The sequence below is a fragment of the Bauldia litoralis genome, assembly GCF_900104485.1.
GTDB classification, from domain to species: Bacteria; Pseudomonadota; Alphaproteobacteria; order Rhizobiales; family Kaistiaceae; genus Bauldia; species Bauldia litoralis.
In genome coordinates this window covers 208,828-234,537 of record NZ_FMXQ01000004.1, presented here as the reverse complement: position 1 = coordinate 234,537, position 25,710 = coordinate 208,828, and the positions used below count along the sequence as shown (strand labels likewise).

Sequence of the window (25,710 nt, the reverse complement as noted above, 5' to 3'; positions counted from 1 at the left end):
TCAATGTCGGCGATCGCAGATGACCTCAGGCGCGAACGCGCCGGCCCGGGCCGGCAGCGGAATCGACGGCGCGCGAACTTCGTCATCTTCCTCGGGCCGGCGATCGTCCTGACGATCCTGTTCTTCGTGATCCCGGTGATCATCGACGTCGTCGTGTCCTTCACCGACATGGGCCGGTCGCTGCAGATCACCGGCTTCACCACCGAACAGTATGAAAAGATCTTCGGCGGCGACCGGCGGCTGGTCCAGGTCATCGGCCTGACCCTGCTCTACGTCTTTGCGACGCTCGCTATCTTCAACCTCACCTTCGCGCTCGTCCTCGCGCTGGTCACCACCGCGACCAACCGGATGACCGGCAACTTCTTCCGCGGCGTCTGGCTGCTGCCGCGGATGAGCCCGTCGGTGCTCTACATCCTGCTGTGGGTCTGGGTGATCAACCCGTCGGAATTCGGGCTGCTCAACCAGATCCTGATGTCGGTGCTCGGGCTCGAAACGCCGATCGATCCGCTCAACGAAGCGCCGGTGATGCTGATCATCATCGCCAACGGTTTCATCGGCGCGTCGATGGGCATGATCATCTTCACCTCCGCGATCCGCGCGATCCCCGAGCACCTGTTCCACGCCGCCCGTGTCGACGGCGCCGGGAGCATGGCGATCATCCGCCACATCACGCTGCCGGCGCTGCGTTGGCCGATCAGCTTCGTCACCATCTACCAGACGCTGTCGCTGCTGGTGAGCTTCGAATACATCCTGCTGCTGACCGAGGGCGGGCCGTTCTACGACACGACGGTCTACGCGCTCTACATCTTCCGCCGGGCCTTCGATACGGGCCAATACGCCTACGGCGCGGCCCTGGCGGTCTTCATCATCGCCCTCGGCGTGTTCTTCGCCCTGCTCGGCTGGCGCTTCTTCGACATGCAGAAGCTCCTGCAGCGGCCGCGGATCGAGGTGCAGTGATGTCGGCAGCTGGCACCACCGACCGGACCGAGGCGGTCAACTGGGACAAGTTGGCGGCGCGCTCGCGAACCGTGCGGCGGGCCAAGGCGACCGGCATCTACGCCTTCCTGATCGCGGTTTCCGTGCCGATCGTCCTGCCCTATTTCTGGCTTGTCACAATCGCTTTCTCGGCGAAGACCGGCGTCGCCGAGACCCATGTCCTGTGGCGATCGGTGATCGTTCTCGTGCCGACGATGATCGGCTTCTGGGCCGCGGCGATGCTCGCCCGCAGTCGTCGCCAGCGGTGGCTCGGCATGGCGCTCGTGGCCGTCGCTGGCCTCGTTGCCTTTCTGCTTCTCGTCGGCCCCAGCCTGCATCTGGAGAATTTCATCTTCCTGGTCGAGCCCGACTTCGCCTCGGTGCTGCGATCGAAGGTCGGCACGGTCAGCGGCGCCGTCCAGTTCCCCAATGTCTGGCACGCCTTCGGCAACTCGATCCTGCTGGCGGGCACGCAGACGGTCATCGTCGTCACCGTCGCTTCGCTTGCCGCCTATTACCTGTCGCGGTTCGACTTCCCCGGGCGCGGCTCGATGCTGCGCTCGCTGCTGGTGCTGCACGCCTTCCCTGTGCTGACCCTGATCGTGCCGCTGTTCCTGCTGCTCTATTACATCGGCCTGCTCGACTCGCTGTTCGGGGTCATCCTGGTGCTGGTCGCCTTCGAACTCCCCTTCGCGATCTTCATCATGAAGGGGTTCTTCGACGCGGTGCCCTGGGACATCGAGATGAGCGCGCTGACGGACGGCGCGTCGCGGCGTCAGGCGTTCCTCAAGGTGGTGCTGCCGCAGGCGACCAATGGCATCCTCGCCATTTCGGTCTTCACCTTCATCCGCGGCTGGGAGGAATACATCTTCGTCTTCACGTTCCTCATCCGCAACACCAACTGGACCATGAGTCTCTACATGTTCTACGTCCGCGAGGATGTGATGGGCGTCGACTACGGCGTCGTGTCTGCGGTCGGCGTCTTCTACCTGGTGCCGAGCCTGCTTCTCTACATGGCGGCGCAGCGCTACCTGCTGCAGATGTCGGTTGGCGGGGTAAAGGGTTAGGCCATGGCCAGGATCGAATTCCGCAACATTGCCAAGCGCTTCGGAGACGTCGAAGTGATCCCCGGCATGGATCTCGACATCGCCGATGGCGAGTTCGTCGCCCTGCTTGGCCCCTCCGGCTGCGGCAAGTCGACCAGCCTGCTGATCCTCGCCGGCATCTATCTGCCGTCGGGAGGCGACCTCCTGTTCGACGGCCATGTCGTCAACGACGTCGAGGCGAAGGACCGCAACGTCGGCATCGTCTTCCAGTCCTATGCGCTCTATCCGCACATGACGGTGCGCGACAACATCATGTTCCCGTTGCGCTTCAAGAAGACGCCGCGCGACGAGGCGATCCGCCGGGTCAATGACGCAGCCGCGCTGGTGCAGGTCGGCGAATTGCTCGACCGCAAGCCGAGCGAATTGTCGGGCGGCCAGCAGCAGCGCGTCGCGCTCGCCCGGGCGCTGGTCAAGCAGCCGCAACTGCTGCTGCTCGACGAGCCGCTCTCCAATCTCGACGCGACCCTGCGGCTTTCGATGCGGACCGAGATCAAGTCGCTGCAGGACGAGCTTGGCGTCACCACGATCCTCGTCACCCATGACCAGATCGAGGCGACGACGATGGCCGACCGCATCATCTGCATGCGCGCCGGCCGGATCGAGCAGATCGGCACGCCGGACGACCTCTACGACCGGCCGTCAAGCCTGTTCGTCGCCGGTTTCATCGGCTCGCCGCCGATCAACCTCGTGCATGGCGCCGCGGCGAACAACACGGTCGATGTCGCCGGTGTCCCCTTCCCCGCCGATGGCGCGAATGGATCGATCACGGTCGGCCTGCGGCCCGAACACCTCGTCTTTGCCGAGGCCGGGCTTCCCGGGCGCATCGCCCAGATCGAGCCGATGGGGCGCGAAGTGCTTTATGTCGTCTCGACCGACATCGGCTATGTCCGTGTTCTCGAACAAGGTTCGGTCGCCGGCCACGCCGCCGGCGAGAAAGTCCAAATCGGATTCGATCCGGCCAAATCGCTGGTCTTCGACGCCACAACGGAAAAACTCATCGACGGCGCCCATGTCCGACCGCCAGCGTGACGACGCCGACCAGGGCGTCGCGATCGAGGCCGACGGCCGGCGCGTGCTGCTCAAGTGGCACAAGCTTCGCCGCGCCGCGAGCGAGCCACCCTTTGCCATCGCCAACCTGCCGGCCGGGCTGGCGCTCGGCGCCTCGATGGAGATCGACGTCCGGTTGATGGCCGACGGCAACTGGATATGCCTGCATGATGACCTCCTGGACAAGGAAACCGATGGCACGGGCCCGGTCGCAGAGCTCGACACGACCGCTGCCCGCCGCCTGCACATCGCCGGCGCGAGCTATCCGCCGCCGCTCCTCACCGACATGACGGCGGCGGTCGCGGCGGCGCCGACCTCGGATGCCTGCCTGCAACTCGATCTCAAGGAACCGGCGGCGACGCTGACCGAGGCGGGTGTCGCCCGCTTTGCCGAAGCGATTGCACCCGTCGCCGACCGCTGCCTGCTCAGCGGTACGGAATACGACGCCGTGACGCGGCTGGCCGTTGGCATTCCCGGCCTTCGCGTCGGCTTCGATCCCTGCGACATGGCCGAGACCCGCGACCTCGCCTCCGCGACGGACATGGCCGCCTTTATCGACGAGGTCTTCGCCATCGCGCCGGAGGCCAACGCCTTCTACCTCTATCATCGCTTCGTCAGCGCGGCGCTTCGCCTCGGGATCAACCCGCTCGAAACGCTGAAGCAGAATGGCGCGATGATCGACGTCTGGACACTTGATCCCGATACGCCGGGCGGGCGCGACAGCCTGGCCGACGCCATCGGCGCCGGTGCCGACCAGATCACCACCAACGATCCGCCGGGGCTCGCCCGGCTATGGGCCGGCGGCTGAGCTACTTCCGCCCCGCGCCGAGCCCGACCAGGAAGCCGACGTCGTCGCCCGAGACGCTGTCGAGCACACCGGCCTCGATCCATTCGCTGACCGTGGCGCCGATATCCTCGCCGACCGCCTGGTAGCGCGCCAGGACCGTCGGCCGCTCGACATGCACGCGGATGGCGACGCCGGCGTCATGCAGCGCCTTGCCATCCTCCGGCCGGAACATGCCGCGCTCGATCGACAGCGAGTCGAGGCCGGCCGCCTTCGCCACCGCGACGAAATCGACGTGGCGGGCATGGGTGATGCCCTCCGTGCGAACGTTCGGCACGCGCGCCTTCAGCGCCTTGAGCACCGTGTGGTCGAACGAGATGAAGACCGCATGAACGGCGATGTCGCTGCTCGTGATCAGCGCTACCAGCGCATCGAGGAAGGCGTCGACCCGCCGCTCTTCCTTGATCTCGACCACAAGGCCGATGCCACGCTTCGCCGCGCACTCGGCCGCCTCGTCGAGGGTCGGGATGCGCTCGCCGGCGAATTCCGGCGCGAACCACGCGCCGGCATCCAGCTTCCGGATCTCGGCAAGGCCAAGATTGGAGGCGAGCCCCGCGCCATCGCTGGTCCGGTCGAGAAAGTCGTCATGGAGCAGGATGATCTCGCCGTCGGCGGTGGCGCGGATATCGATTTCGGCGCTGGTTCCCCCTTGAGCCGCCGTCGCCTCCAGCGCGGCGATGGTGTTCTCAGGCGCGCCGATCGAATGGCCGCGATGACCGCAAGCGTGGACAAAGCCCGTGTCGCGGGCGAGCAGTTGAAACATGGGACGATCCTGTGCAGGGAGGGCGCCGATACGGAGCGTCATCTCTAGCCCGCCCCCGACCGCCCGGCCAGCACGAACCTCCATGATTGCGATTTCCGAATGTCGGACCGGAATGGTATCGATCTCTGAAGGATCGGGCGTCGAGGAGAATGCCGCCGGCGGGGCGACCCGGCCGGCACCCATAGCGCAGGTTGGCAGGAATGACAGACAAGACACCGGAACAGCGCATTGCCGAACTCGGGCTTAAGCTTCCGCCGGCTGCGGGCGCGGTGGCCAACTACGTGCCCTGGGCGATCACCGGCAATCTGGTGATGACCTCCGGCAACCTGCCCTGGCGCGACGGCAAGCTCGCCTATGTCGGCAAGATTGGCCGCGAACTTTCCGGCGAGGACGGATATCTCTCCTGCCAGCTTTCCTGCCTCAACGCCCTCGCCCAGATCAGGGAAGCGGCGGGCGAACTCTCACGGGTGAAGCGCATCGTGCGGCTTGAAGGGGTCCTCGGCGTCGCCGACGACTTCAAGGATCATCCGAACTGCCTCAACGGCGCGTCGGACCTGATCAACACCGCCTTCGAGGACAAGGGCCGTCACACCCGGATGATCTATACCAACCCGGTCATGCCGCTCGACTGCACGTCGCTGGTGGTCCTCTACGCCGAGATCTGAGCGCGACAAGCGCGGGATACGGCGGCAACAGCACTGTCGGTGCGGCGTCAGTTCGCCCAGTCGCTCAGCATGTCGAGGAAACGAATCTCGACGGGACAGGCAAGCAACGCCTCCTGCCGGTCGAAGAGCGGCTTGAGGTGCGGCATCTTCAGATGGTCGTCGAGGTCGGCCTTGCTGCGCCAGTTTTCGTAGAAGACGAAGGTGCAGGGATCGTCGGCATCGGCATGGAAGTCGTAATTGATGCACCCCGGTTCGGCGCGCGTCGGCGCGACCTGCGCCGTGAGGATCGCCAGCAATTCCTCCCGCGTCTCCGGCTTGGCGACGACGGTTCCTATGATGGTGCAGACCTTCTCCATCGGATCACGTCCTTTTCTGGCTGAGGGCAACCGCGAGAATGATGATGCCGCCGCGGGCGATGAGCTGCTGGCTGAACTCCAGCCCCATGAGGATCAGTCCGTTATTGATCAGCCCGATCATCAGGGCGCCGACGATGGTGCCGATCACCGTGCCATAGCCGCCGAAGAGGCTGGTTCCGCCAAGCACGGCCGCGGCGATCACCGACAGTTCGTCGCCCTCGCCGAGCTGGAAGCGGCCGGACTGCAGGCGGCCGGCGTACAGCATGCCGGCCAGCGCCGCCGCCATCGACGAGATGATCAGGACCCGGAACTTGATCGCCCGCGTGTCGATGCCCGAGTAGCGGGCCGCGGTTTCGCCGCCGCCGGTCGCCAGCACCTGTCGGCCGAAGGTCGTCTTGCGCAGGACGACATGGCCGATAACCCCGAGGATCGCCATCCAGATCAGCAGGACCGGGACAATGCCCACCGATCCGCCGCCGAAGACCCATGCGTAACCCGACGAGATGATCGGGACCGCCGCCGTGTCGCTGATCCACATCGCGACGCCCTTGGCGACCCCCATCATCGCCAGCGTCGTCAGGAAGGATGGTATGCCTATTCGCGTGGTCAACAGGCCATTGCAGATACCAACGACGACGCCCGTCAGGATCCCCGCCCCGACACCGAAGAGCGGGCCCCCAATATCGATCGCCATCGCCGTGGTCACCGACGCGAGTCCGGCGACCGCGCCGACCGACAGGTCGATTTCCCCCGACGACAGGACAAAGGTCATGGCGATCGCCATGACCGCGATCATCGCCGTCTGCCTGAAAATGTTGAGCAGGTTGTTAGGGTTGAGGAAGCCCTTGTCGTGCAGCGTCGCCGCAAAGACCAGGAAGATGACGGCGAAGCCGATATAGATGATGTTCTGACGCCAGTTGGTCAGCCCAAACCGGGCCAGCATCGACCCGGACGGCGTGATGTCAGTGGACACGGGTTTCTCCCTGGACCGTGGTGAGCGCCTTCTGGATCTCCGCCTGCAGCTTGCGCTCGGCCGACTGGAGCTGATGCATCGTGTCGTCGGCCGCAATGGCGGGGTCGTCGAGATCGTGGCGCGGAATGTCGGCCACCGCCCGGCCGTCGGCCATGACGATGATGCGGTCGCAGGCGCTGAGCAGCTCGGACAGTTCCGACGAGATCATCACGATGCCCTTGCCGGACTGGGCAAGGTCGCGAACCAGCCGGATGATCTCCGCCTTCGATCCGATGTCGATGCCGGCGGTCGGTTCGTCGAGGACCAGGATATCGGGGTCGGCCGCCAGCCACTTGCCGATCACCACCTTCTGCTGGTTGCCGCCCGACAGCGTCGAAACGGCGTGGTCGCGCGAGGCGGTCTTGATGCTCAGGCGGTCGATCTGGTCGTCCGTGACCTCCCGGACCCGCCTGGCGTTGACGAAGCTGCGGTTGCTGACCGCGCCGAGCACCGGAAGAGTAATATTGTCGGCGACCGAGTGTGCACGGATCAGGCCCTGCGTGCCGCGGTCTTCCGGGACCAGGGCGATGCCGGCATCGACGGCGTCGCGCGGCCCGCCGATCGCCAGGGGTTTGCCATTCACCAGGATCTCTCCGGCGGCAAGCGGGCTGATCCCGCAGATGATGCGCGCCAGAGACGAACGACCGGAACCGAGGAGACCGGCGAGGCCGACCACCTCGCCGCGATGGACGGTCAGATTGATGTCGATCGGAACATGCTCGCCCGAAACGTGCCGGAGTTCCAAAACCGCCTCGCCGCGATCCACCGAGTGGCGGACGACATCGGACAGGCCGCGCGACCGCTTGCCGACGATGTGTTCGATCATGGTGTCGATCGGCAGGTCGGAGAGTGGCGCGGTGATGACATGGCGACCGTCGCGCAGGATCGTCGCCCGGTCGGCGATCCGGGTGATCTCGTCCATGCGATGCGACACATAGATGATCGCCACGCCCTGGGCCTTCAGCTTGCGCAGGAAATCGAACAGCCGCTCGACATCGGTGACCGACAGGGCGGTCGACGGTTCGTCGAGGACCAGCACCTTGGCATCCTGCGAAATCGCCTTGACGATTTCGGTGAGCTGGCGTTGCCCCGCACCGAGGGTGCCGACGATCGCCTTGGGATCGACCTCGACGTTGAGGATCTTGAAAAGCTCCGCCGCGCGCTCCTCGGCCTTCCGGTCGTCGATGAATCCGAAGCTGCTTTTCGCCTCACGGGTGAGGAAGACATTCTGGGCGACGGTCAGCGTCGGGATCAGGCTCATTTCCTGGAAGATCATCGCGATGCCGGCGGCCTGCGAGGCTTCGGGAGAAATCTCGGCGAGTTGCCTGCCCCCGACGGAGATCGTGCCTTCGTCGGGAACGTGGACGCCGTTGAGGACCTTGAGGATGGTGGACTTGCCGGCGCCGTTGCCGCCCAGCAAGGCGTGCACCTCGCCGGGCTCGACCTGGAAGTCGACATTGATCAGGGCCTGGACACCTCCAAAATGCTTCGAGATGCCCCGCATGTCGACCGCATAGGTCGGTGTCGTCATTACCCTACCTTGGTCCATTCACCGGTCTGGCCGGATGCCAGCAATGCATCGGCGACGAGTTCGGTATTGTAGCCGTCCTCGAAATTCGGTGACGGCTGCTTGCCCGAGGCGATCGCCGAGAAGAAATCATAGCACTCGATGATCTTCGTTTCCGAATAGCCGATACCGAGAGCCGGGATCGGCCACAGACCGTCGCCATACGGATGCGCCGGCCCGGTATAGACGGTGCGGAAACCCCGCGCATCGCCCGGATCGTCGGCGAACATCACCTGCAACTCGTCGCGGCGCTCGTAATTGAAGTAGATCGACCCCCTGGTTCCGTGGATCTCCAGGGTGATGAAGTTGTTGCGACCATAGGCGTTGCGGGTCGCCTCGAGCGAGCCGATCGCGCCGTTCTGGAACTTCAGCAGGGTCACGACCTCATCGTCGACGTCGACCGGCCCGCGTTCGGCGTCGGCGTTCTTCTCCGAGGCGCCCAGCTTGTCGAGGCCGCCGGCCTGTAACGGCCGCGTCGGGATGTAGGTCGGCGTCAGGGCGTTCACTTCCGAGATCAGGCCGACCAGATAATGCGCCATGTCGACGACATGGGTGCCGATGTCGCCGACCGCGCCCGATCCGGCAATCTTCTTCTGGAAGCGCCACGACAGGGGGCCGTCAGGATCGGCCGACCAGTCCTGCAGATAGGTGCCGCGGAAATTGCGGATCTCGCCGATCCGGCCTTCCTCGATGTATTTCTTGGCAAGCGCCACCGCCGGCGTCCGGCGATAGTTGAAGGCGACCATATGGATGATGCCGGCATCCTTCACCGCATCAAGCATGGTCTTCGCCTCGGCGCCGCCGCGCGCCAGCGGCTTCTCGCACATGATGTGCTTTCCGGCCTTCGCCGCCTCGATGGCGATTTCGGCATGGGCATTGTTGGGAACACAGATGTCGACGACGTCGATATCGTCACGATGGACCACCGACCGCCAGTCCGACGACGCTTCCTCGAAACCGAAACGCGCCTTCGCTTCGTTGGCCAGTTCGTCGTTCACATCGACGACGACCTTGCGGACGGGAATGGCGGGCGCCGGCCAGAAAAACATCGGCATCGATGCATAGGCCATGGCGTGGGCCTTTCCCATGAAGCCGCCGCCAATCATTGCCACGTTAAGGGGCGTGGTCATCGTTCTGTTCTCCGAAAAAAAGGGGTGCGGCCGGCGCTGGCGCCGGCCGCTGGTTGATCAGTTCATGCTCTGCTGGATCTTGTCCGTCGCATCGACGCGATAGACCGTCTTCCAGGCTTCAAGCAGGTTGTCCTTGGTGACCGGAAGCGCCGGCAGGGCGACGAAGTCCGGGGCTTCCTTGTCGAGCAGTCCGTAGCCGGCAAGGATGGCTTCGGCGACGCCCTGGTCGAACGGACGCTGCGCGCCGAGACCCTTGACGAAGCCGCCGGAGGCCATGTTGATCGCGACGTTCTCGCCGAGATCGATGGTGGTGATCACCAGGTCATCCCGGCCGGAAACGCGGGCCGCCGAAATGACGCCCTCGGCCGGCACGTCCCAGACCGCCCAGATGCCATTGATGTTCGGGTTGGAGGTCAGGATGGCGGAGGCAGCCTTGTCGGCATCACCGGCGAAATCCGGCCCGCCAATGCCCTGCTCGGCAACGATCTCGATATCCGGGTAGTCGGACGCGATGGTCGCCTTGAAGGCGTCGTAGCGCTGGCGGGTCACGAAGAAGTCGGCGGCATGGAAGATCAGGCCGATCTGGCCCTTGCCGTCGAGCGCCTTGGCCATCAGGTGGGCAGCGGCGACACCGTTGCCGTAGTTGTCGGCCGAAACGACACTGACATAGTCTTCGCCGACCTTCATGCCCGGCGGAACGTTTTCCATGAAGACGATCTCGACGCCGGCGTCGGCGGCGGCCTTGTAGGCGGCGGCCGTGGCGGCCGGATCGGTGGGAACGGAGACGATGATGTCCGGCTCCTGCGCCATGACCGTCTCGATGTCGGCCACCTGCTTCTCCGGCTTGAAGCCGGCATCGGTGACCGCGACCACCTCGATGCCCATCTTGCCGAACTGGTCCTGCAGGCCCTCGACCTGGGCGCGCGACCAGTCGTTGCCGCCGTAATGCATGACGATGGCGGCGGTCGCCTTCATGTCCTTGATCTTCTGGAGTTCGGCGTCGGTCAGCTCGAGGCTCGAAGCCGGGCTCGGGTCTTCACCATTGGGGCCCTTGGACAGGACCGTGCTTTCCAGGTCGGCAAGCGCCGAATCCGGATCGGCATAGGCCGGCATGCTGAACATGCTCCCGGCCAACAGCGTCACGGCGAAGGCGCCGGTCAGTCTCGTTGCGATGGTCATTATCTTCTCTCTCCCTGCGTGGTGCGAACGTGGTTCGCGGTGTGTTCTGGCTCAGGCGTTCTTGAGGAAATCCATGCTGACCCGGGCCCCCTCCGCCGGGTCGGGCCAGGCGTCGAGTTCGGTCGCGACCCAGCCGTCAAAGCCGGTGTCGCGCATCGCCTTGACGATCGGCGCGATGTCGAGGTCGCCCCGGTCGAGCGGCACGAAAGCGAAGGGATCGGCCTGGAAGCCCTTGAGATGGACGTAGCTGATCCGGTCCTTGTGCTGACGGATCATTGCTGCCGGATCGCCGCCGGCCGCCGCCAGGTGGGCGGTGTCCGGACAGAAGTCGATCGAGGTCATCGACATGATCTTGCTGACCTCGTCCGGTCCCTCGACGATGGTCGTCAGATGGGGATGATAGTGCGCTCGCAGTCCCCGCTCGGTCGCGATCGCGACCACCTGCTCAAGCGCAGCGGCAAGTTTGGTGAAATCCTCGTCGCGGGTCCCGTCATGGCGCTTGGCGCCACCGCCGACGACAAGGTGCTCGGCGCCGAGCGCGGCGGCGTGATCGGCCGCCTTGCGGACGCGGGCCAGCTCTTCCCCGAGGATTTCGTCGAAGATGAAATTGCCGCCGGAATAGGTCGCGACGAGGGACAGGCCGGTGTCGGCCAGCAGGCTGCGAAAATCCGCTTCGGAATAGTCGAGCAGGTTGCCGTCGAACAGTTCGACGCCGGTATAGCCGGCGGCCGCGATGTCGCCCATCGCTGCGGCCATGTCGCCAAAGGTGCGGTAGGTCAGTTCGGTGATCGAGGTGACCCCGACCGCGTTGCCCCCGAGCGGCCCCCAGCAATTCGCGTGATAGGCCAGCTTCCAGTCCGCCATGTCTCGTCCTCCACCCGTCTGTCAGCGAGTTGGGAGTCGACCGCGCTAGCCGGGAGGCGCCTGTCGGCGCCCCGGATTTCGGACTTGCGAGCTGGTTCCTCCCAACCGGGGCTTTTGCCCCTGTCTCGCTTCCCACTAGCTGCGCACCGAACGCAAGTCAACATTAATTCTGCATAAGTAACCTATCTTTTGCAGATTTTCGGTATAAGTTGCGCCTTGCGTCACATATTTGATGCGGATAGCAGTCGGTGCGGATCGGTTGGAGGCAGCCGAATCCTTCCGACCAACGGTTGCGGTCCACTCCCAACGGGATCGGGTGATGGTGTTGAAAGCGTCTGGCGAACCGAGGAGCGACGACGCGCGCGACGATAGTCCGCGCCGTGGCAAGGGACGGCCCCGGACGACCGATGGCGCCACCCAGAGCCTCGCCGCCATCCTCGAACTGGTGAGACAGGGCGCAGCCTCGACCCGTCAGGAGATCGAGCGCGAAAGCGAACTGGGACGGGCGATCGTCGCCGACCGGCTCGCCACCCTCACGGCGCTTGGCCTCGTCGATGAAAGCGAACTGGGAACGGCGTCCGGCGGGCGGGCGCCCCGGCTGGTCCGGTTTCGGGAACAGGCGGCGCGCGTGCTGGTCGCAACCCTCGACCAGACGGCGATCGGTATCGGGCTCGCGGACCTTTCGGGCCGGCTTCTGATGGAGCATCACGAGGCGATGGATCTGGCGCTCGGACCGGCGGCCGTGCTGGACCGCCTGTGCGCCGTGTTCGACTGGGTCCTCGAAAAGCACCTTGACGGGTCGACGGTGTGGGGCATCGGTATCTCCGCGCCCGGCCCTGTGCCGATCGCCGACGATTCACGGTTTCCGGCTCAGACCCCGGCATTCCTTCCGGCATGGGACGCCTTCCCCTTCGTCGAGAGCCTGATCGCGCGCTATGAATCGCCGGTGTGGCTGCGCAGCAGCGTCGAAACCATGACGATGGGCGAATTGAAGGCCGGCGCTGGCGCCAACCTTCAGAACATGCTGTTCATCAAGGTCGGCAAGCGCATCGGCGCGGGCATCGTTTTCGAGGGCCGCCTGTATCGCGGCGCACAGGGAGCCGCGGGCCTGATCGGCCAGTTGCCGGTTCATGCCGGCGGCCAGGGCGGCACGATCGAGACGCTGGCCGGAAGCGACTATATCGAGCGCGAAGGCATCGCCGCCGCTTCCGTGGGGAAGAGCGCCTACCTCGCCGACATCGTCCGGCGGGGCGGCGAGATCACCGCCATTGAGGTCGGCCAGGCGGCCCAGATGGGCGACGCCGCCGGGATGGAGATCATGTCCCGGGCGGGCCACCTGCTCGGCCACAGCGTCGCCACGCTCGCCAACATGCTGAACCCGGCACTCATCGTCCTGAGCGGCAGCATCGTCCAGACCAACGATATCCTGCTCGCCGCCGTCCGCGAGACCGTCTACGGCGAATCCCATCCGATGGTGACCCGCGACCTCAGGATCCTGCGGTCGCAACTGGGCAGTTCCGCCGGACTGGTCGGAGCGGCTATGGTTGTCGTCGATGGCCTCTTCGATCACGCGACGCTGCGTGGTTGGATCCTGAACGGCTCGCCGCTGCGACACCCCGAATTCGCCGAAGCCATGACGAATGCCGGGCGGCGCACGCAGGCGATGGGCGGCGGCTCGGAGACGGAACCCGGTAACAGTCGAGGCGCGCCCGACGGCGCGAGGTTGAGCTAGCCATGGCGATATCGGGATTGGGACCCCACGGCGAACGGGCCGCGCCACCGGACCGGATCGCGCTGACCCGCGAGGATATCGCGGAGGCGCGGGAAGCGAAGTTCAAGGTCGCGGTCGTCCTCCATACGCTGGCCAGCGACTGGTCGCGGCAGCAGATCGCCGGCATCGCCGGTACGCTCGGCGACTGTTCCACCGTTGTCGTCGATGTCGTCGATTGCGGGTTCCAGAACGAGAACCAGATCGCGGCGCTGGAACGACTGGCGCACCAGAAGCCCGACGCCATCATCTCGATCCCGGTCGGCAACACCGCCGTGGCCGACGCCCATCGCCATCTTGCCCGGGCTGGAGTCCGCCTGATCCTGCTCGACAATGTTCCCACCGGCCTCCTGCCCGGCACCGACTACGCGGCACTCGTGTCCGCTGACAATTTCGGCCTCGGGCAGATCGGCGCCGAACTCCTGTCCCCCTATGTCAGCGAGAGCGGAAAAGTCGGGATCCTCGCCTATGGCGTCGATTTCTTCGCCGCCAACGAGCGCGAACTGGCCTTCGTCAAATGGATGCAGAAGAACCGGCGCGACGTCGCGCTCGAGACGTTGCGCTTCGACTCGTTTCAGAATGCCGGCATCGCGGCGCGGCGCATGGTCGAGCAAAGCCCGGATCTCGCCGGACTGTTCGTTGTCTGGGACCAGCCTGCGATGGCCGCGGTGGCGGCGCTCGAAGCGGCTGGGGTCGACATCCCGGTGACCACGGTCGATCTCGGCCGCGACGCCGCGACGAACCTTGCCCGTGGCGGCATGGTCAAGGGGATCGGGGCGCAGCAGCCCTATCTTCAGGGCATCGCCATTGCCCAGGCGACGATCCTGTCGCTGCTTGGCCGTAACACACCGAACTGGATCGCCCTCCCCGGCCTGACTGTCACGCAGGCCAACGTCGTCGAGAGCTTCCAGACGGTCTGGCGCGCCCCGGCACCGAAGGAAATCGTCACGCCGAGCATGCCGTGAACCCCGACCTGACGTCCATGTCCGATTGGCGCTAACGCGCCGCCCATCCGCCATCGACGGGCAGGATGACTCCGTTGACGAAGGAGGCGTCGTCGGAGGCGAGGAACACTGCCACTTTCGCGACCTCCTCGGAGGTCGCGACGCGACCGGCCGGGCTGAGGCCGATGACCTCGCGGCGACCTTCCTCGGTCTCCATCATCGGGGCCGTCATGCCGGTGGCGACCGGACCGGGACAGATGCAGTTCACGCGAACCCCCTTTTCGATCCACTCGACGGCCAGCACGCGGGTGAGGGAGATCATGCCGCCCTTGGCAGCGGAATAGGCATCGGCGCCGGGCACGCCAGCGATACCCATGATCGACGCATTGTTGACGATCGCCCCGCCGCCGCCGCGCACCATGAGAGGAATGGCGTGCTTGCAGCCCATGGCGCAGCCCTTGAGGTTGATCGCCAGGATGTTGTCCCAGTCCTCGCCCGGCGTCTCCACAATGCTTGCCATCTTGAACCGGGCGCTCTCGCTGTGGCCGACGCCGGCATTGTTGAAGAGCACGTCGAGTCGACCGAAACGCGTCTCCGCCAGGCGGATCATCGCGATGACATCGACTTCCTGCGAGACATCGACGCGCAGGGCGACGCCGCCGATCTCATCGGCCAGCCGCGCGGCGCCCTCGCCGTTCCAGTCGGCCACCACAACGCTCGCCCCTTCGGCGGCAAAGAGGCGGCAGGCCGCCTCCCCCTGCCCCGAGGCGCCGCCCGTGACGATGACCACCTTGCCTTCGAACCTTTTCATGAATTCCTCTCGCAACGTTGCTCGCCTGCGTCATCCAGACGGCGATAGTCCCTTGTCATCGGCGCCGACGGGTGATGCCTGCTCCTTCAAGGACACGCCTGTGCGCGGCCTAGCGCCCTGCAGCGCGGTCGTGAAGCCCGCAATCCTGCGCCTTGCGCCGCGTCATCCTCTACCACGACCATTGCAACCGCTAGCGTTTATGTTTGTTGCTGTTCGCATTCGTTTGAACTAACATTTCTCCTGCCCGGCTGGGCTTGCGCATATCTTGGGTACAACCAGAGTAATGCCCCGCCGGTCCGTCGATTCACTGTAAGAGGCAGCTATTCGTCTGACGGTCGGATCGCAGGCGGCAGGGGGGGACGGCGAGGTTTGTCCGGATTTCGATCGCGCAGGCGAATGGCTCCGCGACCTCCTCGCCCGGAAAGCACATGCGATAGACGCACATGACCCACATGCTTGATCAGGACCAGGACGAGAGTAAGCGGCTGCTCGGTCGCGTTCGCAAGGAACGCATGACCGAAATGATCCGCAGGCGCGGCTTCATGTCGAGTTCCGCGCTGGCGGCGGAGTTCGGCGTGTCCGAGATGACCGTGCGCCGCGACCTTGCCGAACTCACCGCCCAGGGCATCCTGATCCGCACCCATGGAGGCGCGATGTGGCGCGAAGAGGAGGCGCTTGAGACGAAAGGCGCCGAGGAGCCTTTCTTCGACGCCCGTATGCGGCTCAACCGGGAGGCCAAGTCCCGGATCGCCAAGTCTGCCGAGCGACTGGTCCAGAAAGGCCAGGCGGTGGCTCTGGACCTGGGCACGACGACCTACGAACTGGCGGACAGGCTGGCCAACCGGAATGAGATCCGCATTATCACCAACAACCTGCGCATCGCGACGATGCTGGCATCGTATCCGGTGGATGTCTACCTGCTGGGCGGCCATGTCCGCCAGAACGAGATGTCGCTCTGCGGCCCCGTGGCAGTGCAGCAAGCCGGCAAGTTCCGGTTCGACATCGCCTTCCTCGGCGTCGCCGCCCTCTCGCAAGGGGGCATCTACGACTACGCGATCGAAGAGGCCGAGTTGAAGCAGGCGTTTCTGACGCAGGCGACCCGCAGGGTCGTCCTGTGCGATTCCAGCAAGTTCGGCCGGGTCTCACTGGTCCACGTCGCCCGGCTCGACGCGTTCGATACGCTGATCACCGACGCCGCGCCCCCGGCCGACATCGCCGCCGCCCTCGCGGCCGCCGGCGTCGAGACGATCATCGCCGGACCGTCGGCGTCCTAGCCGACCTGATCCTGCTCTCAGCAAGACCCGAGACTATTGCGCCACCCGACGCTCGGTCTTCGTGTCGAAGAGGCCGGCATTCGACGGATCGAAAGAGGCGTGAAGCGCCTGGCCGATCTTCGCCTCGAACCCGGCAGCAACGACCGCCCGGACCTTCGATCCGTCCGGCGCATCGGCGATCAGGACCGACTCGTTGCCGAGATGCTCGATCGCATAGACGGTGAGCGGCACGGTCCCCTCGCCAGCCTCGCTCACGATCCGCATGAATTGCGGCCGCACCGTCAACGTGACGCCGGAGCGCGGGGCGAGCTGACCGTAGGCATCGGCGAGCCTGAACCTGGCGAACGCATTGACGAAGGTAGGCTGGCCATCGACCGTCTCGATGTCGCCGGCGAAGAAATTCATCGGCGGCGAACCGACGAAGCCCGCGACGAAGAGGCTCTCCGGGTTGTTGTAGATGTCGTTGGGCGTACCGATCTGCTCCAGCCCGCCATTGCGCATCACGCCGATACGGTCGCCCATGGTCATCGCCTCGACCTGGTCATGCGTGACGAAAACCATCGTCGTGTTGAGGCGTTTCTGGAGGTTGACGAGTTCCGACCGCAGCGTCATCCGCAACGCCGCATCGAGAGCGGCCAGCGGCTCGTCGAGCAGGAAGCAGGCCGGCTGGCGGACGATCGCCTTGGCGGTCGCAACCCGCTGGCGCTCGCCGCCTGAGAGCTGGCCCGGCATCTTATCGAGCAGGTGGGCAACATCGACCGTGGTGGCGGCCTCGGTGACGCGCTGGCTGACATCGCTCTTCGAAAGCCCGCTCCGCTTCAGGCTCATCTGGATGTTCTGCCGGGCCGTCAGATGCGGGTAGAGCAGTGACGACTGGAAGACCATCGCGACGTTGCGCTGGTAGGGCGACTCGTCGGTCACCTCGCGGTCGCCGAAGACGATAGAGCCCGATGTCGGGGGCAGCAGTCCGGCAATCATGTTCATCGTCGTGGACTTGCCGCAACCCGAGGGGCCGAGCAGGACGAGCAGTTCGCCGTCGGCGATTTCCAGATCTAGGGCGCGCACCGCGTGCTGTTCGCCGAAGACCTTTTCAAGATTGATGAGTTCGATTCGGGCCATTTGAAACTGTCTCGGTCGGCTCAGCGCACAGGGTCGGAGAGGTTCATCTCGACGATGTGCCTTTGCAGGAAGAAGGCGATGAAGAAGGGCGGAAGCAGGCTGATGGTCAGGCTGGCGGCCAGGTGTTCGGGGTTCGGCACCTGGAACAGGAAGCCGGACATCGCGGCGGGAAGCGTCACGGCGCGGGAGCCTGTCACCAGCACCTGGGCATAGACATACTCGTTCCAGGAGAACAGGAAGGCGATCACCGCGGCGACGAGGATGCCGCTCCAGGCCATCGGGACGATGATGCGGATGAACGTGTAGGCCTTCGAGAAGCCGTCGATACGGGCGAGATTCTCGATCGGCGGAAGGTTGCGGAAGAAGCCGATCAGCATCCAGGTGACGATGGGAATGGTGATCGTCAGCGTGATGATGATCAGCCCGGTCAGCGTGCCGACGAGGTCGAGCTGGACGTAGAGCGAATAGAAGGGGATCAGCGTCGAGACCGGCGGCAGCGACACCGACAGGAGCACCGCCATCAGCAGGGCCGTCTTGAAGCGGAATTCGAGGCGGGCATAGACGTAGGACAGCGGCACGACGACCAGCGTCGTGATGATCGTGACGACGATCGCGACGATCAGGCTGTTGCGCAGGCCCAGCATGATCTGCTGCGCCTGGCCCGAGCCTTTCACGACCTGCCCGCTCGCCAGGGTGTAGTCGTGGCCGAAGATGTTGAAGAAGGCCGCGACCTGCGGATTGGGCGGGAAGATCAGCGGCGGAAAGGCGGCGATCTCGCTATGGGTCTCGAACGCGTATTTCAGCGTCCAGTACATCGGCACGAGCGTCCAGAGCAGCGCGACGATGACCGACAGGGTCATCCATATGGTCCAGCGTTTCTCACGCATTGCGCGCCTCGCGTCGTCCCCAGAAGAAGTAGAGCCCCAAGGTGACCGCCAGGATCAGGAACAGCAGGTAGAACGACATCGCTGCGCCCAGGCCAAGTTCCAGGTTCACGAAGCTGATCTTGTAGAGCTGGTAGGTGAGCACCGACGACGCGTTGCCGGGGCCGCCTTGCGTCTCCGTGAAGATGTAGTCGAACTGCTTCAGCGACAGCACGGTTATGATGCAGGTGAAGACAAAGAAGGTGAACCGCAGCGGCGGCAGCGTCACGTGCAGGAAGACCTCGAACCGGTTGATCTGGTCGATGGCGGCGAGATCGTAGAGACGGCTTGGCGTGGTCATCATGCTGGCCAGCAGGAAGAAGGCCAGCAGCGGCGCCAGATTCCATGCATTCCCGAGGGCCAGGTATTCGACCACGATGTTGGCGGCGATCAAGTTGATGGTTTCCTCGCTGCCGAAGAGGGAAATGAAGGCCGTGCCGATGCCGCTTTGCCCGCGACCGAGAAAGGCGAACAGGATTCCGGTGCCGTAGGGAGACACCGCCCAGGGCAGGATCAGGATGGCGCGCAGCCAGACCCATCGCCCCCTGAGGTCGCGAAGGATCAGGGCGAGACCCAGCCCGATCAGCATCGTGAAGATGACGCTTTCCACGGTGAAGCGGACCGACAAGAGGGCGGAGCGCCAGAAGTCGCCGTCTTCGAGGACCGCGACGTAATTGTCGAGCCCGACCCATTCGGTGGAATAGCCGCCGAAGAAGCTCACCTCGTGGAAACTGACCCACAGGGCGTAGCCGAGCGGATAGGCGACGACGATGACGAGAAAACACAGGACCGGGACCGTGACGAGAAGCGCGAACTGAAGGTTCGACATCTCGGCGCCCTTGCGGCGCGTCGGGCGCTGGATAATTGCAGTGCTCGACAAGAATCACACCCCCGTAACTTGAATTGTCATGTCGTCATGGGACGGCGTCCGCCGCCCCATGACATTTCATAAAGACCCGTTGAGCAAGACCCGTGCCGAACCAGGGCACGGACCGCGGCCGGCCACGCGACGTGGCCGGCGCTGCTCAGTCGATCTTGTACTTCTTGTTGAGCCGCGCGATCTCGTCATTCGCCTCGGTGATGACGCTCTCGACCGACAGATCCTGCTGCAGGAAGGCAAACAGCTTCTCACGCAGCCACGCATTGAACTCCTCGCTCCACACGACACTCCAGATCCCCTTCGGGAACGGCGTATGCGAGTAGACCTCGATGAGCTTCTCGTAGTCGTCGGGGTTGGAGATCGATGCCTGGATGGTCTCCTTGGCCAGGTCGCTCTCCATGACCTCCTTGTAGGCGGAGAAGAGCATGTTCTCCTTCATCCACCGCTCGGCTACGGCAATCTGGCCGTCTTCGTTCTTGTAGCCGTACCAGGACGCGAACTTCTTCACGTCGTCGGTCACCGCATCGGGACGATCGCGGCTGGTCATCAGGTACATGGCGGAGTCGATCAGGCCCCAGGGCTGCCCCTGGTAGGGCAGGAAGCCGATCTTGCCGGCAACGGCCGCGGACTGCTCCGGGTCGTTGAAGGTCTTGAGGTCGTAGATCTGCTGCGGGCTGATGATGTAGCGGCCCGAGCGGAACGCATCGATATAGGCGGCTTCGTTGTAGGACAGGACTTCCTCGGGAACGAAACCGTCCTTCCAGATCTTCTTCCAGTCCTCGAGGGTCTGGCCGGCGGGGCCGTCGACCGTCATCATCGGCTTGTGGGTTTCCGGGTCGGCCATGACGCCGCCGCGGTTCATCATCTCGAAAACGAAGCCCCAGCTGATGCCGAACCATTCGGCGAACCAGTGCGCGAGATACGGCGTCTTTTCGCCCTTGTCGCGCAGCTTGTAGAGCATGCTGTAAAGTTCGGGCCAGTCCTTCGGATAGTCTTCCTCGCCGAAGCCGGCCGCCTGGAACTTCTCGGTGTTGATGCACATCGTGCCGCGGGTCGACACGAAGTAGCTGAGACCGAGGAGCTTGCCCTTGTAGGACCAGGCCTCACGGATGTTGTCGTACATCCCCGCCTTGATTTCCTCGGCGTTCGGCATGTCGTCGACCGGCATGATCCAGTTGCCGCCGTAATAGCGCACCGCGCTCGACGGGTTGGCATAGAGCACGTCGAGATCGGCATTCGCGATCAGGCTCTTCTCCATGATCGACGGATAGTCGCCGGTGACCGTGGCGTAGTCGACCTTGCCGTTCAGGTTCGTGTTGTATCGTTCGACATTGGCCTGCACCACGTCGGTGCGAAAATTCCAGCCACGGAAATAGATCGGCTCTCCGCTCGTGGCGGCGAGATCCATGCCCTGGGCGCGGGCAAAGTCGAACGGCCCCAGAACGCCGGCCGCGGCCGCCACTCCGACTCCGGCTGTCGACTGCAGGAGCCCACGCCGTGTCATGCCAGTTTCGCGTTTCTTCATCGCTCATTCCCCTCTTTTGCGGCGCAATGCCACCAAGCGAACGCCGTATCCGGTCGTTAATGTTCGTTCACTGTTGCATATGTTCGAATTAACCCAGCATTCGACGGCCCGGTCAATAGGAATTGGCGATTACCCCGCCAATGAAACCGGTTTTCCCGCGCCGTGCCATCGCCTTCGCCACATCGCGCAAACCTTCGGCAGGCGACTGCCCAAGGACTGGTCCCGATGGTTCGGATTTGCGCAGTTGCCTCGGCCGGTCGGCGTATACGAGACGCCGACGATGAGCATGAGGCGAACGGACTCAAGTCCGGCCGGCCAGCCGAGCTGCCTCGGCCAGCATCCTGGCGCATTCGGCCACCTCGGCGATCTCCACGAATTCGTCGAGGGCATGCGCCTGGTCGATGCTGCCGGGTCCGAAGATGATCGTCGGGATGTCGCCGACATTGACCATCTTGGTCGCGTCGGATCCGTAGGGAACGCCGATCGGCGTCGGGTCGATGCCATGGCCGCGGCAGACGCCGTCGAACAGCGTCACGACCGAAGCGGAATCGGCGACGTCCATCGCCGAGGAATCGATGAACGGTTCGATGACGGTGAACCGGGCGCCCGGATGGTCCGACGCGACCGCGGCGGTCAGATCCTTGAAGTGCCGCCAGACCGCCTCGCCGGTCTCGTTCGGCAGGAAGCGGTAGTCGAAACGCAGTTTCGCTCGGGGCGGAACGGTGTTCGGTCCCTCGCCGGATTCGAAACCGGTGCACACCAGCGTCGCCGATCCCAGCAGCGGATGCGTCTCCGTCCGCGTCGCCATCTCGGCCTCGAAGGCGGTCAGGAGATGCCGGGCGGCGACCATGGCGTCGATGCCCTCATGGGGCTTGGCGGAGTGAGCGCCGCGGCCGAGAATCTCGACATGCCAGCGGACGCAGCCCTTGCAAGCGCGCACGATGCCAAGGCTCGTCGGTTCGCCGGCAACGCCGAGGTCGTAGGCCTCGCCGCGCTGGAGGAAATGGGTGATGCCGGCGAAGCGGTATTCCTCGTCCGCCGCCGCGACGAAGGTCACGTCGCCGGCCGGCGGATCGGCCACAAGCGAAGCGAGCGCCAGCATGAAGGCAGTCAGACATCCCTTGTCGTCGACCGCGCCACGGCCGTAGAGCCGGCCGTTCTCGATGCGCGGCGCGAACGGCGCCTCCATGCCGGTCACCTGGACGGTATCGAGATGGCCCTCCCAGAGCATCCTCGGCCCGCCTCCGGTTCCCTTCAAGCGAGCGATGATGTTCGGGCGTTCGGGCGCCACCTCGTCGATCTCGACCTCGAGGCCGATGTCGCGCAGCCATCCGGCAACGAAGTTTCCGACCCGGGCCTCGTTGAACCAGTCGTCGGGATCGCCGGGCTGGCGGAAGCCGGGATTGACGCTCGGGATTGCGACGAGCGCCGCGAGCAGATCGGCCGCAGCCCGGTTGGAAATTCCGTCCGTCGTCTCGCTCATGCTTCGCCGTCCATCATCGGACGGAACGACTGCGCAAGGATCACCAGCATGTGTAGCCGCCGTCGACGAGGACGATGCTGCCGGTCATGTAACTGGCCGCGTCGCTCGCCAGAAAGAGCATCACGTTGGCGATCTCGGACGGCTCGGCAAACCGCTTCATCGGGGTCATCTCCTCCCAGAGCTTGACCCACTCGGTATTGCTCAGGCCGCGCTTGGTCATCTCGGTCAGGACATAGCCGGGCGCCACCGCGTTGACCCGGATCTTGTGCGGCGCCAATTCGACGGCCATCGATTTCACCATCTGGTGCACGGCGGCTTTCGAGGTGTTGTAGTGTGCCTGCGGCTGGGGCTTGTCGACGATGAAGCCGGAGTCGGAGCCGATCGCCACGATGCTGCCGCCACCCTGCGCCGCCATCTTGCGGGCGAAGGCCTGGGCGACGAAGAACTGCGCGTTGACGTTGACGTTGATGACGTCCTGCCACTCCTGCGGCGGGATCTCCAGCACGCCGGTGTTGGGATTGATGCCGATGCAGTTGAACAGCACCGCGACGCGGCCGAAGTCTCGCTCGACATCGTCGGCGACCGCCCCGGCCGCCTCGGGGTCGCGCAGGTCGGCCTTGTAGAAGCCGGTCTTGCGGCCCGACTCCGCTGCGATTTCCTCGGCGGAGGCAGCGCCCTGGTCGAGGACGTCGACGATGGCGATGTCGGCGCCCGCGCTGGCGGCAAGACTGGCGATCGCATACCCGATCCCTCGGGCGCCGCCGGTCACGACGGCGACCTTGCCGTCGAGGCGAAACTGTTCAAGTGACATCAAGGCGTCCCCTGTCTTGGAAAATTGTCCGGTCAATCGTCGCCGGTTGCAAACGGCTCGGGATCGAGAAAGCGCTTCAGCACGTTCGCGGTGATCTTCGAGACGTTGTTGTCGTAGCCATTGTGCGAAAGCGACCCGCACCAGGCGATCGAGGCGGTTGCGAAAATCGCGCCGCCGGCCGGCGTCTCGCCAAAGGCAAGGTCGGCGCGCACCCGCAGGTTCTGGTCGCCGCCGAGATTGGGCGGCACCGGACCGAACTCCTCGTTGACCAGCAGCATCAGCGCCGAATGGCCCTCCGAGCTCGCCAGCCGCAGCATGTTCGGCGGCGACCCGAGGTCGCGGGCGATGCAGTCGAGCTCGATGCCCGCCGCGCCGCCGCCGACGAGGCCGAAGTCGCCGATGATCTCGTCCGGCACGCCCTCGAAAATGAACGCGGCGCGCGGATTGTCGGCATCGGGCGCCCGCCGGTAGTAGGAGGAGATGTCGAAGCCCTGGGCAATGAATCCGACGCCGGCCATGACATTCGGCGGCCGGCCGATGCGCCGCCACAGCCCGCCATATTCGCCGTTGAAGGAATGGAAATATTCGCCGGGCTCGGCGACCCAGGGCCGGATGCCGTCCTCGGCGCGCCGCAGTTCCAGCACGCCCGGCAACTCGTCGTGGAAGGCGACGCGCCAGTACCAGCCGTTGCCCCCCATATACATGAGCCGCCCGCCGCGATCGATCCACGCCTTCATCGCGTCCCACATCCGGGTCGAGTGATACTCGGGGTGGGTGCCGGTCATCACCACCTCGTAATCGCTCAGGAGGTCCAGTCCCTCCTCATGCAGGTCCTCGTCGGTGATGACGTCGTAGTCGATGCCCTGGTGTTCCAGCCAGTCGAAGAAATGCGTGTCGGCGTTGTACTGGTAGACCGCCGAGCCGTGGCCGCCGAGCCAGGAATGATACTGGGCGGTGAAATTGAGGATGGGGCGAAGCCGGCTCGAATAGGCAACGCCCGATCCATCGGCATGGGTGTCATAGAGCGAGCCGCCGAGTTCGGGATGCTCGTACATGTAGAGGTCCGAGTGGCCGAAGTTGACCATCCGGTTCATCAGCACCTCGACGCCGCGCGCCGTGATGTGCTCGGCGTGATTGGCATAGGCGATGTAGGAGCAGGTCGGCGCCAGGAAGGCCACCTTGGGACGGTTGACGCGCGCCTTCGGATCGCGCGGCGGCCGGACGAAGAAGGAGAGGTAATCCTCGCGCGTCGCCGTCCTGTCGCTTTCGCCGCAACTGACATGCAGCGCATAGGGGCCGCTGCGAAGGTCGTCGGGAATCGTCACCGAGACCGACGTCTCCCAGCCGGCATCGTAGAGGTCGTCGCTGTGGAAATGGACCGCGCCGTAGTGCTCCGGCTTCTTCGACCAGGAATGCTCCTCGCCCGTCCAGTTCCAGCCCTTCATGCCGCGGGTCGGCAGGTTGACGAATTCGCCGTCATGGCGAAGCGGTCCTACGTCGACTCCCTGGAGCGAGCGGATGTCCCTGGAGAAATCCCACCGGGCGATGATGTCGGTGCCCAGTGTCTGGTCGCCGGGCGTGCGCAGAAGCGCATCATGCACCGCCCGTCCGTGCAGGCCGGAAAGCAGCGCCGGACCATCGATCTTGCCGTCATAATGCCGCCCGACGGTGCCGTCGGCGCCGGGGCAGCCGGCCAGAAAGAGCGGCGCCTCGATCACCGGCGGCGCGACGTCGAGGTCGAAGGACCCGACAAAGGTATCCTCGACCTGCGCGTACGGCACGAGCGGCTTCTGGTCGATGGTGACGCGCCGGGCACCGGGATCGACGCCGACGACCAGCGAATACCACTCGCGCTCCAGCATCCCGCGATCGGCGATGACCGTGCTCACCTTGCCATTGTCGGCGAAGGTGACGCTGATCCGGCCGCCGGCGGCGAGGCCGATCCAGATGCCGCTTTCGGTCTCCGGGTCCCACTGGCAGAGCAGCGTCTGGTCGTCGCGTTTCAGCAGGGTCGGCCAGAGCATGGTGACGAAGGTGAAGGGCGCGGCCGCAAGAGCCGGAAAGCGCTCGACCCGCATGAAGGAGCCGGCGTCGATCCGCTGGACCTTGCCGGGATGGCTGCCATCCGCGTCGGTCGGAATGTGGACGAATTTCAGTCCCGGTCCCTCGGGATTGCAGTCGCCGTGAACGACGCGCACGATCCGGGCGTCGAAGCTGTCGCCCTCATCCACCGAAACCTTGAAGTCGATGGTCTCGCCCGGGGCCACGCTGAGGCGGTCCGGATAGCCGACAATCTTAAGCATGAACTCTACCTTCCGCGCCGCTGTTATTCATCCCCGAAGGGTCGGTTGATGCTCTCGCCGGTATGCTCCCGCCACCGCCGACAGAACATCTCCCACTCCGCTTCCTCGCGGGTGGCGAAGACCATGTCGTCCTCGATCTCGATCGGATCGTCGCGGTCGGGTGGCATCTTGCCGATGACGTATTCCTCGAAGAGCTTGCGGCAGACCAGGATGTACTGGTCGCCGCCGCGATCGAGGCGCATGATGGTGAGGACCCGCTGCAGACCGGGGCTGTGCGCCCCGATCGGCATCTTGCGGAACTCCTCGATATACTGGCGGTCGGCGTCCGCATCGATCTTGTAGACCATTCACTCAGTCTCCC

General features: G+C 64.9%; 24 protein-coding genes. 8 read left to right on the top strand and 16 right to left on the bottom strand.

The window, feature by feature from the left end; genetic code table 11:
- Positions 1-3: 3 nt before the first annotated feature.
- Genes BLT60_RS11335 through BLT60_RS11320 form a run of 4 tightly spaced genes read left to right on the top strand, consistent with a single transcriptional unit; the run spans position 4 to position 3,936 of the window.
- Positions 4-957, top strand: a complete 954-nt coding sequence (locus tag BLT60_RS11335) for a carbohydrate ABC transporter permease (RefSeq protein ID WP_090876556.1) — start codon at positions 4-6, stop codon at positions 955-957.
- Positions 957-2,042, top strand: a complete 1,086-nt coding sequence (locus BLT60_RS11330) for a carbohydrate ABC transporter permease (protein ID WP_090876555.1) — start codon at positions 957-959, stop codon at positions 2,040-2,042. The genes BLT60_RS11335 and BLT60_RS11330 overlap by 1 nt, the downstream gene beginning before the upstream one ends.
- A 3-nt stretch (positions 2,043-2,045) precedes the next feature.
- Positions 2,046-3,110 (top strand): ABC transporter ATP-binding protein, encoded by a 1,065-nt coding sequence (locus BLT60_RS11325; RefSeq protein WP_090876554.1) that lies wholly within the window; start codon positions 2,046-2,048, stop codon positions 3,108-3,110.
- Positions 3,091-3,936: a glycerophosphodiester phosphodiesterase gene (locus BLT60_RS11320; RefSeq protein WP_090876553.1), complete on the top strand. Its 846-nt coding sequence runs from the start codon at positions 3,091-3,093 to the stop codon at positions 3,934-3,936. The genes BLT60_RS11325 and BLT60_RS11320 overlap by 20 nt, the downstream gene beginning before the upstream one ends.
- A gap of 1 nt (position 3,937) precedes the next feature.
- On the opposite strand, the gene BLT60_RS11315 is transcribed toward BLT60_RS11320, so the two are convergent.
- Complete coding sequence (locus tag BLT60_RS11315; RefSeq protein ID WP_090876777.1) at positions 3,938-4,735, bottom strand: glycerophosphodiester phosphodiesterase; 798 nt, start codon at positions 4,733-4,735, stop codon at positions 3,938-3,940.
- A gap of 200 nt (positions 4,736-4,935) precedes the next feature.
- Between BLT60_RS11315 and BLT60_RS11310 the strand changes: the two genes are divergently transcribed.
- Entirely contained in the window at positions 4,936-5,400 is a 465-nt protein-coding gene (locus BLT60_RS11310) for a RidA family protein (protein WP_090876552.1), read from the top strand.
- 47 nt (positions 5,401-5,447) lie between these two features.
- Here the strand turns inward: BLT60_RS11310 and BLT60_RS11305 are convergent, their stop codons facing one another.
- From BLT60_RS11305 to BLT60_RS11280, 6 genes are all read right to left on the bottom strand, one after another.
- Entirely contained in the window at positions 5,448-5,756 is a 309-nt protein-coding gene (locus tag BLT60_RS11305) for a putative quinol monooxygenase (RefSeq protein ID WP_090876551.1), read from the bottom strand.
- A 4-nt stretch (positions 5,757-5,760) separates the two neighbouring features.
- The gene (locus tag BLT60_RS11300) at positions 5,761-6,699 is read right to left on the bottom strand and encodes an ABC transporter permease (RefSeq protein WP_090876550.1); all 939 of its coding nucleotides are present in this window, start codon (positions 6,697-6,699) and stop codon (positions 5,761-5,763) included.
- 19 nt (positions 6,700-6,718) lie between these two features.
- The gene (locus BLT60_RS11295) at positions 6,719-8,299 is read right to left on the bottom strand and encodes a sugar ABC transporter ATP-binding protein (protein WP_090876549.1); all 1,581 of its coding nucleotides are present in this window, start codon (positions 8,297-8,299) and stop codon (positions 6,719-6,721) included.
- Complete coding sequence (locus tag BLT60_RS11290; protein WP_090876548.1) at positions 8,299-9,465, bottom strand: levoglucosan dehydrogenase; 1,167 nt, start codon at positions 9,463-9,465, stop codon at positions 8,299-8,301. Before BLT60_RS11290 ends, BLT60_RS11295 begins: the two co-directional genes overlap by 1 nt.
- 57 nt (positions 9,466-9,522) lie before the next feature.
- Positions 9,523-10,587, bottom strand: a complete 1,065-nt coding sequence (locus BLT60_RS11285) for a substrate-binding domain-containing protein (protein ID WP_090876776.1) — start codon at positions 10,585-10,587, stop codon at positions 9,523-9,525.
- Between the two features lie 108 nt (positions 10,588-10,695).
- Positions 10,696-11,508: a sugar phosphate isomerase/epimerase family protein gene (locus tag BLT60_RS11280; protein ID WP_090876547.1), complete on the bottom strand. Its 813-nt coding sequence runs from the start codon at positions 11,506-11,508 to the stop codon at positions 10,696-10,698.
- 319 nt (positions 11,509-11,827) lie between these two features.
- On the opposite strand from BLT60_RS11280, the gene BLT60_RS11275 reads away from it, so the two are divergent.
- Positions 11,828-13,240, top strand: coding sequence for an ROK family protein (locus BLT60_RS11275; RefSeq protein WP_090876546.1), 1,413 nt, complete (start codon positions 11,828-11,830; stop codon positions 13,238-13,240).
- 2 nt (positions 13,241-13,242) lie between these two features.
- Entirely contained in the window at positions 13,243-14,241 is a 999-nt protein-coding gene (locus BLT60_RS11270; protein ID WP_090876545.1) for a substrate-binding domain-containing protein, read from the top strand.
- 31 nt (positions 14,242-14,272) lie between these two features.
- Here BLT60_RS11270 and BLT60_RS11265 read toward each other — a convergent pair whose 3' ends face one another.
- On the bottom strand, positions 14,273-15,031 hold the full coding sequence (locus BLT60_RS11265) for an SDR family NAD(P)-dependent oxidoreductase (RefSeq protein ID WP_090876775.1): 759 nt from the start codon (positions 15,029-15,031) through the stop codon (positions 14,273-14,275).
- A gap of 443 nt (positions 15,032-15,474) precedes the next feature.
- Here BLT60_RS11265 and BLT60_RS11260 point away from each other — a divergent pair, with 443 nt between their 5' ends.
- On the top strand, positions 15,475-16,305 hold the full coding sequence (locus BLT60_RS11260) for a DeoR/GlpR family DNA-binding transcription regulator (protein ID WP_090876544.1): 831 nt from the start codon (positions 15,475-15,477) through the stop codon (positions 16,303-16,305).
- A 33-nt stretch (positions 16,306-16,338) separates the two neighbouring features.
- On the opposite strand, the gene BLT60_RS11255 is transcribed toward BLT60_RS11260, so the two are convergent.
- The 8 genes from BLT60_RS11255 to BLT60_RS11220 all read right to left on the bottom strand — a co-directional run bounded on the left by BLT60_RS11255 (position 16,339) and on the right by BLT60_RS11220 (position 25,696).
- Positions 16,339-17,424, bottom strand: a complete 1,086-nt coding sequence (locus tag BLT60_RS11255; RefSeq protein WP_090876543.1) for an ABC transporter ATP-binding protein — start codon at positions 17,422-17,424, stop codon at positions 16,339-16,341.
- A 20-nt stretch (positions 17,425-17,444) separates the two neighbouring features.
- On the bottom strand, positions 17,445-18,311 hold the full coding sequence (locus BLT60_RS11250) for a carbohydrate ABC transporter permease (protein ID WP_090876542.1): 867 nt from the start codon (positions 18,309-18,311) through the stop codon (positions 17,445-17,447).
- Positions 18,304-19,227: a carbohydrate ABC transporter permease gene (locus tag BLT60_RS11245; RefSeq protein ID WP_139167804.1), complete on the bottom strand. Its 924-nt coding sequence runs from the start codon at positions 19,225-19,227 to the stop codon at positions 18,304-18,306. The genes BLT60_RS11250 and BLT60_RS11245 overlap by 8 nt, the downstream gene beginning before the upstream one ends.
- A 145-nt stretch (positions 19,228-19,372) precedes the next feature.
- Complete coding sequence (locus tag BLT60_RS11240) at positions 19,373-20,752, bottom strand: ABC transporter substrate-binding protein (protein ID WP_090876540.1); 1,380 nt, start codon at positions 20,750-20,752, stop codon at positions 19,373-19,375.
- 301 nt (positions 20,753-21,053) lie between these two features.
- Positions 21,054-22,235: a M20 family metallopeptidase gene (locus tag BLT60_RS11235; RefSeq protein WP_090876539.1), complete on the bottom strand. Its 1,182-nt coding sequence runs from the start codon at positions 22,233-22,235 to the stop codon at positions 21,054-21,056.
- 40 nt (positions 22,236-22,275) lie between these two features.
- On the bottom strand, positions 22,276-23,046 hold the full coding sequence (locus BLT60_RS11230; protein WP_090876538.1) for an SDR family NAD(P)-dependent oxidoreductase: 771 nt from the start codon (positions 23,044-23,046) through the stop codon (positions 22,276-22,278).
- 32 nt (positions 23,047-23,078) lie between these two features.
- Complete coding sequence (locus tag BLT60_RS11225) at positions 23,079-25,349, bottom strand: N,N-dimethylformamidase beta subunit family domain-containing protein (RefSeq protein ID WP_090876537.1); 2,271 nt, start codon at positions 25,347-25,349, stop codon at positions 23,079-23,081.
- A 23-nt stretch (positions 25,350-25,372) separates the two neighbouring features.
- Entirely contained in the window at positions 25,373-25,696 is a 324-nt protein-coding gene (locus BLT60_RS11220; RefSeq protein WP_090876536.1) for a N,N-dimethylformamidase alpha subunit family protein, read from the bottom strand.
- Between the last annotated feature and the right edge of the window lie 14 nt (positions 25,697-25,710).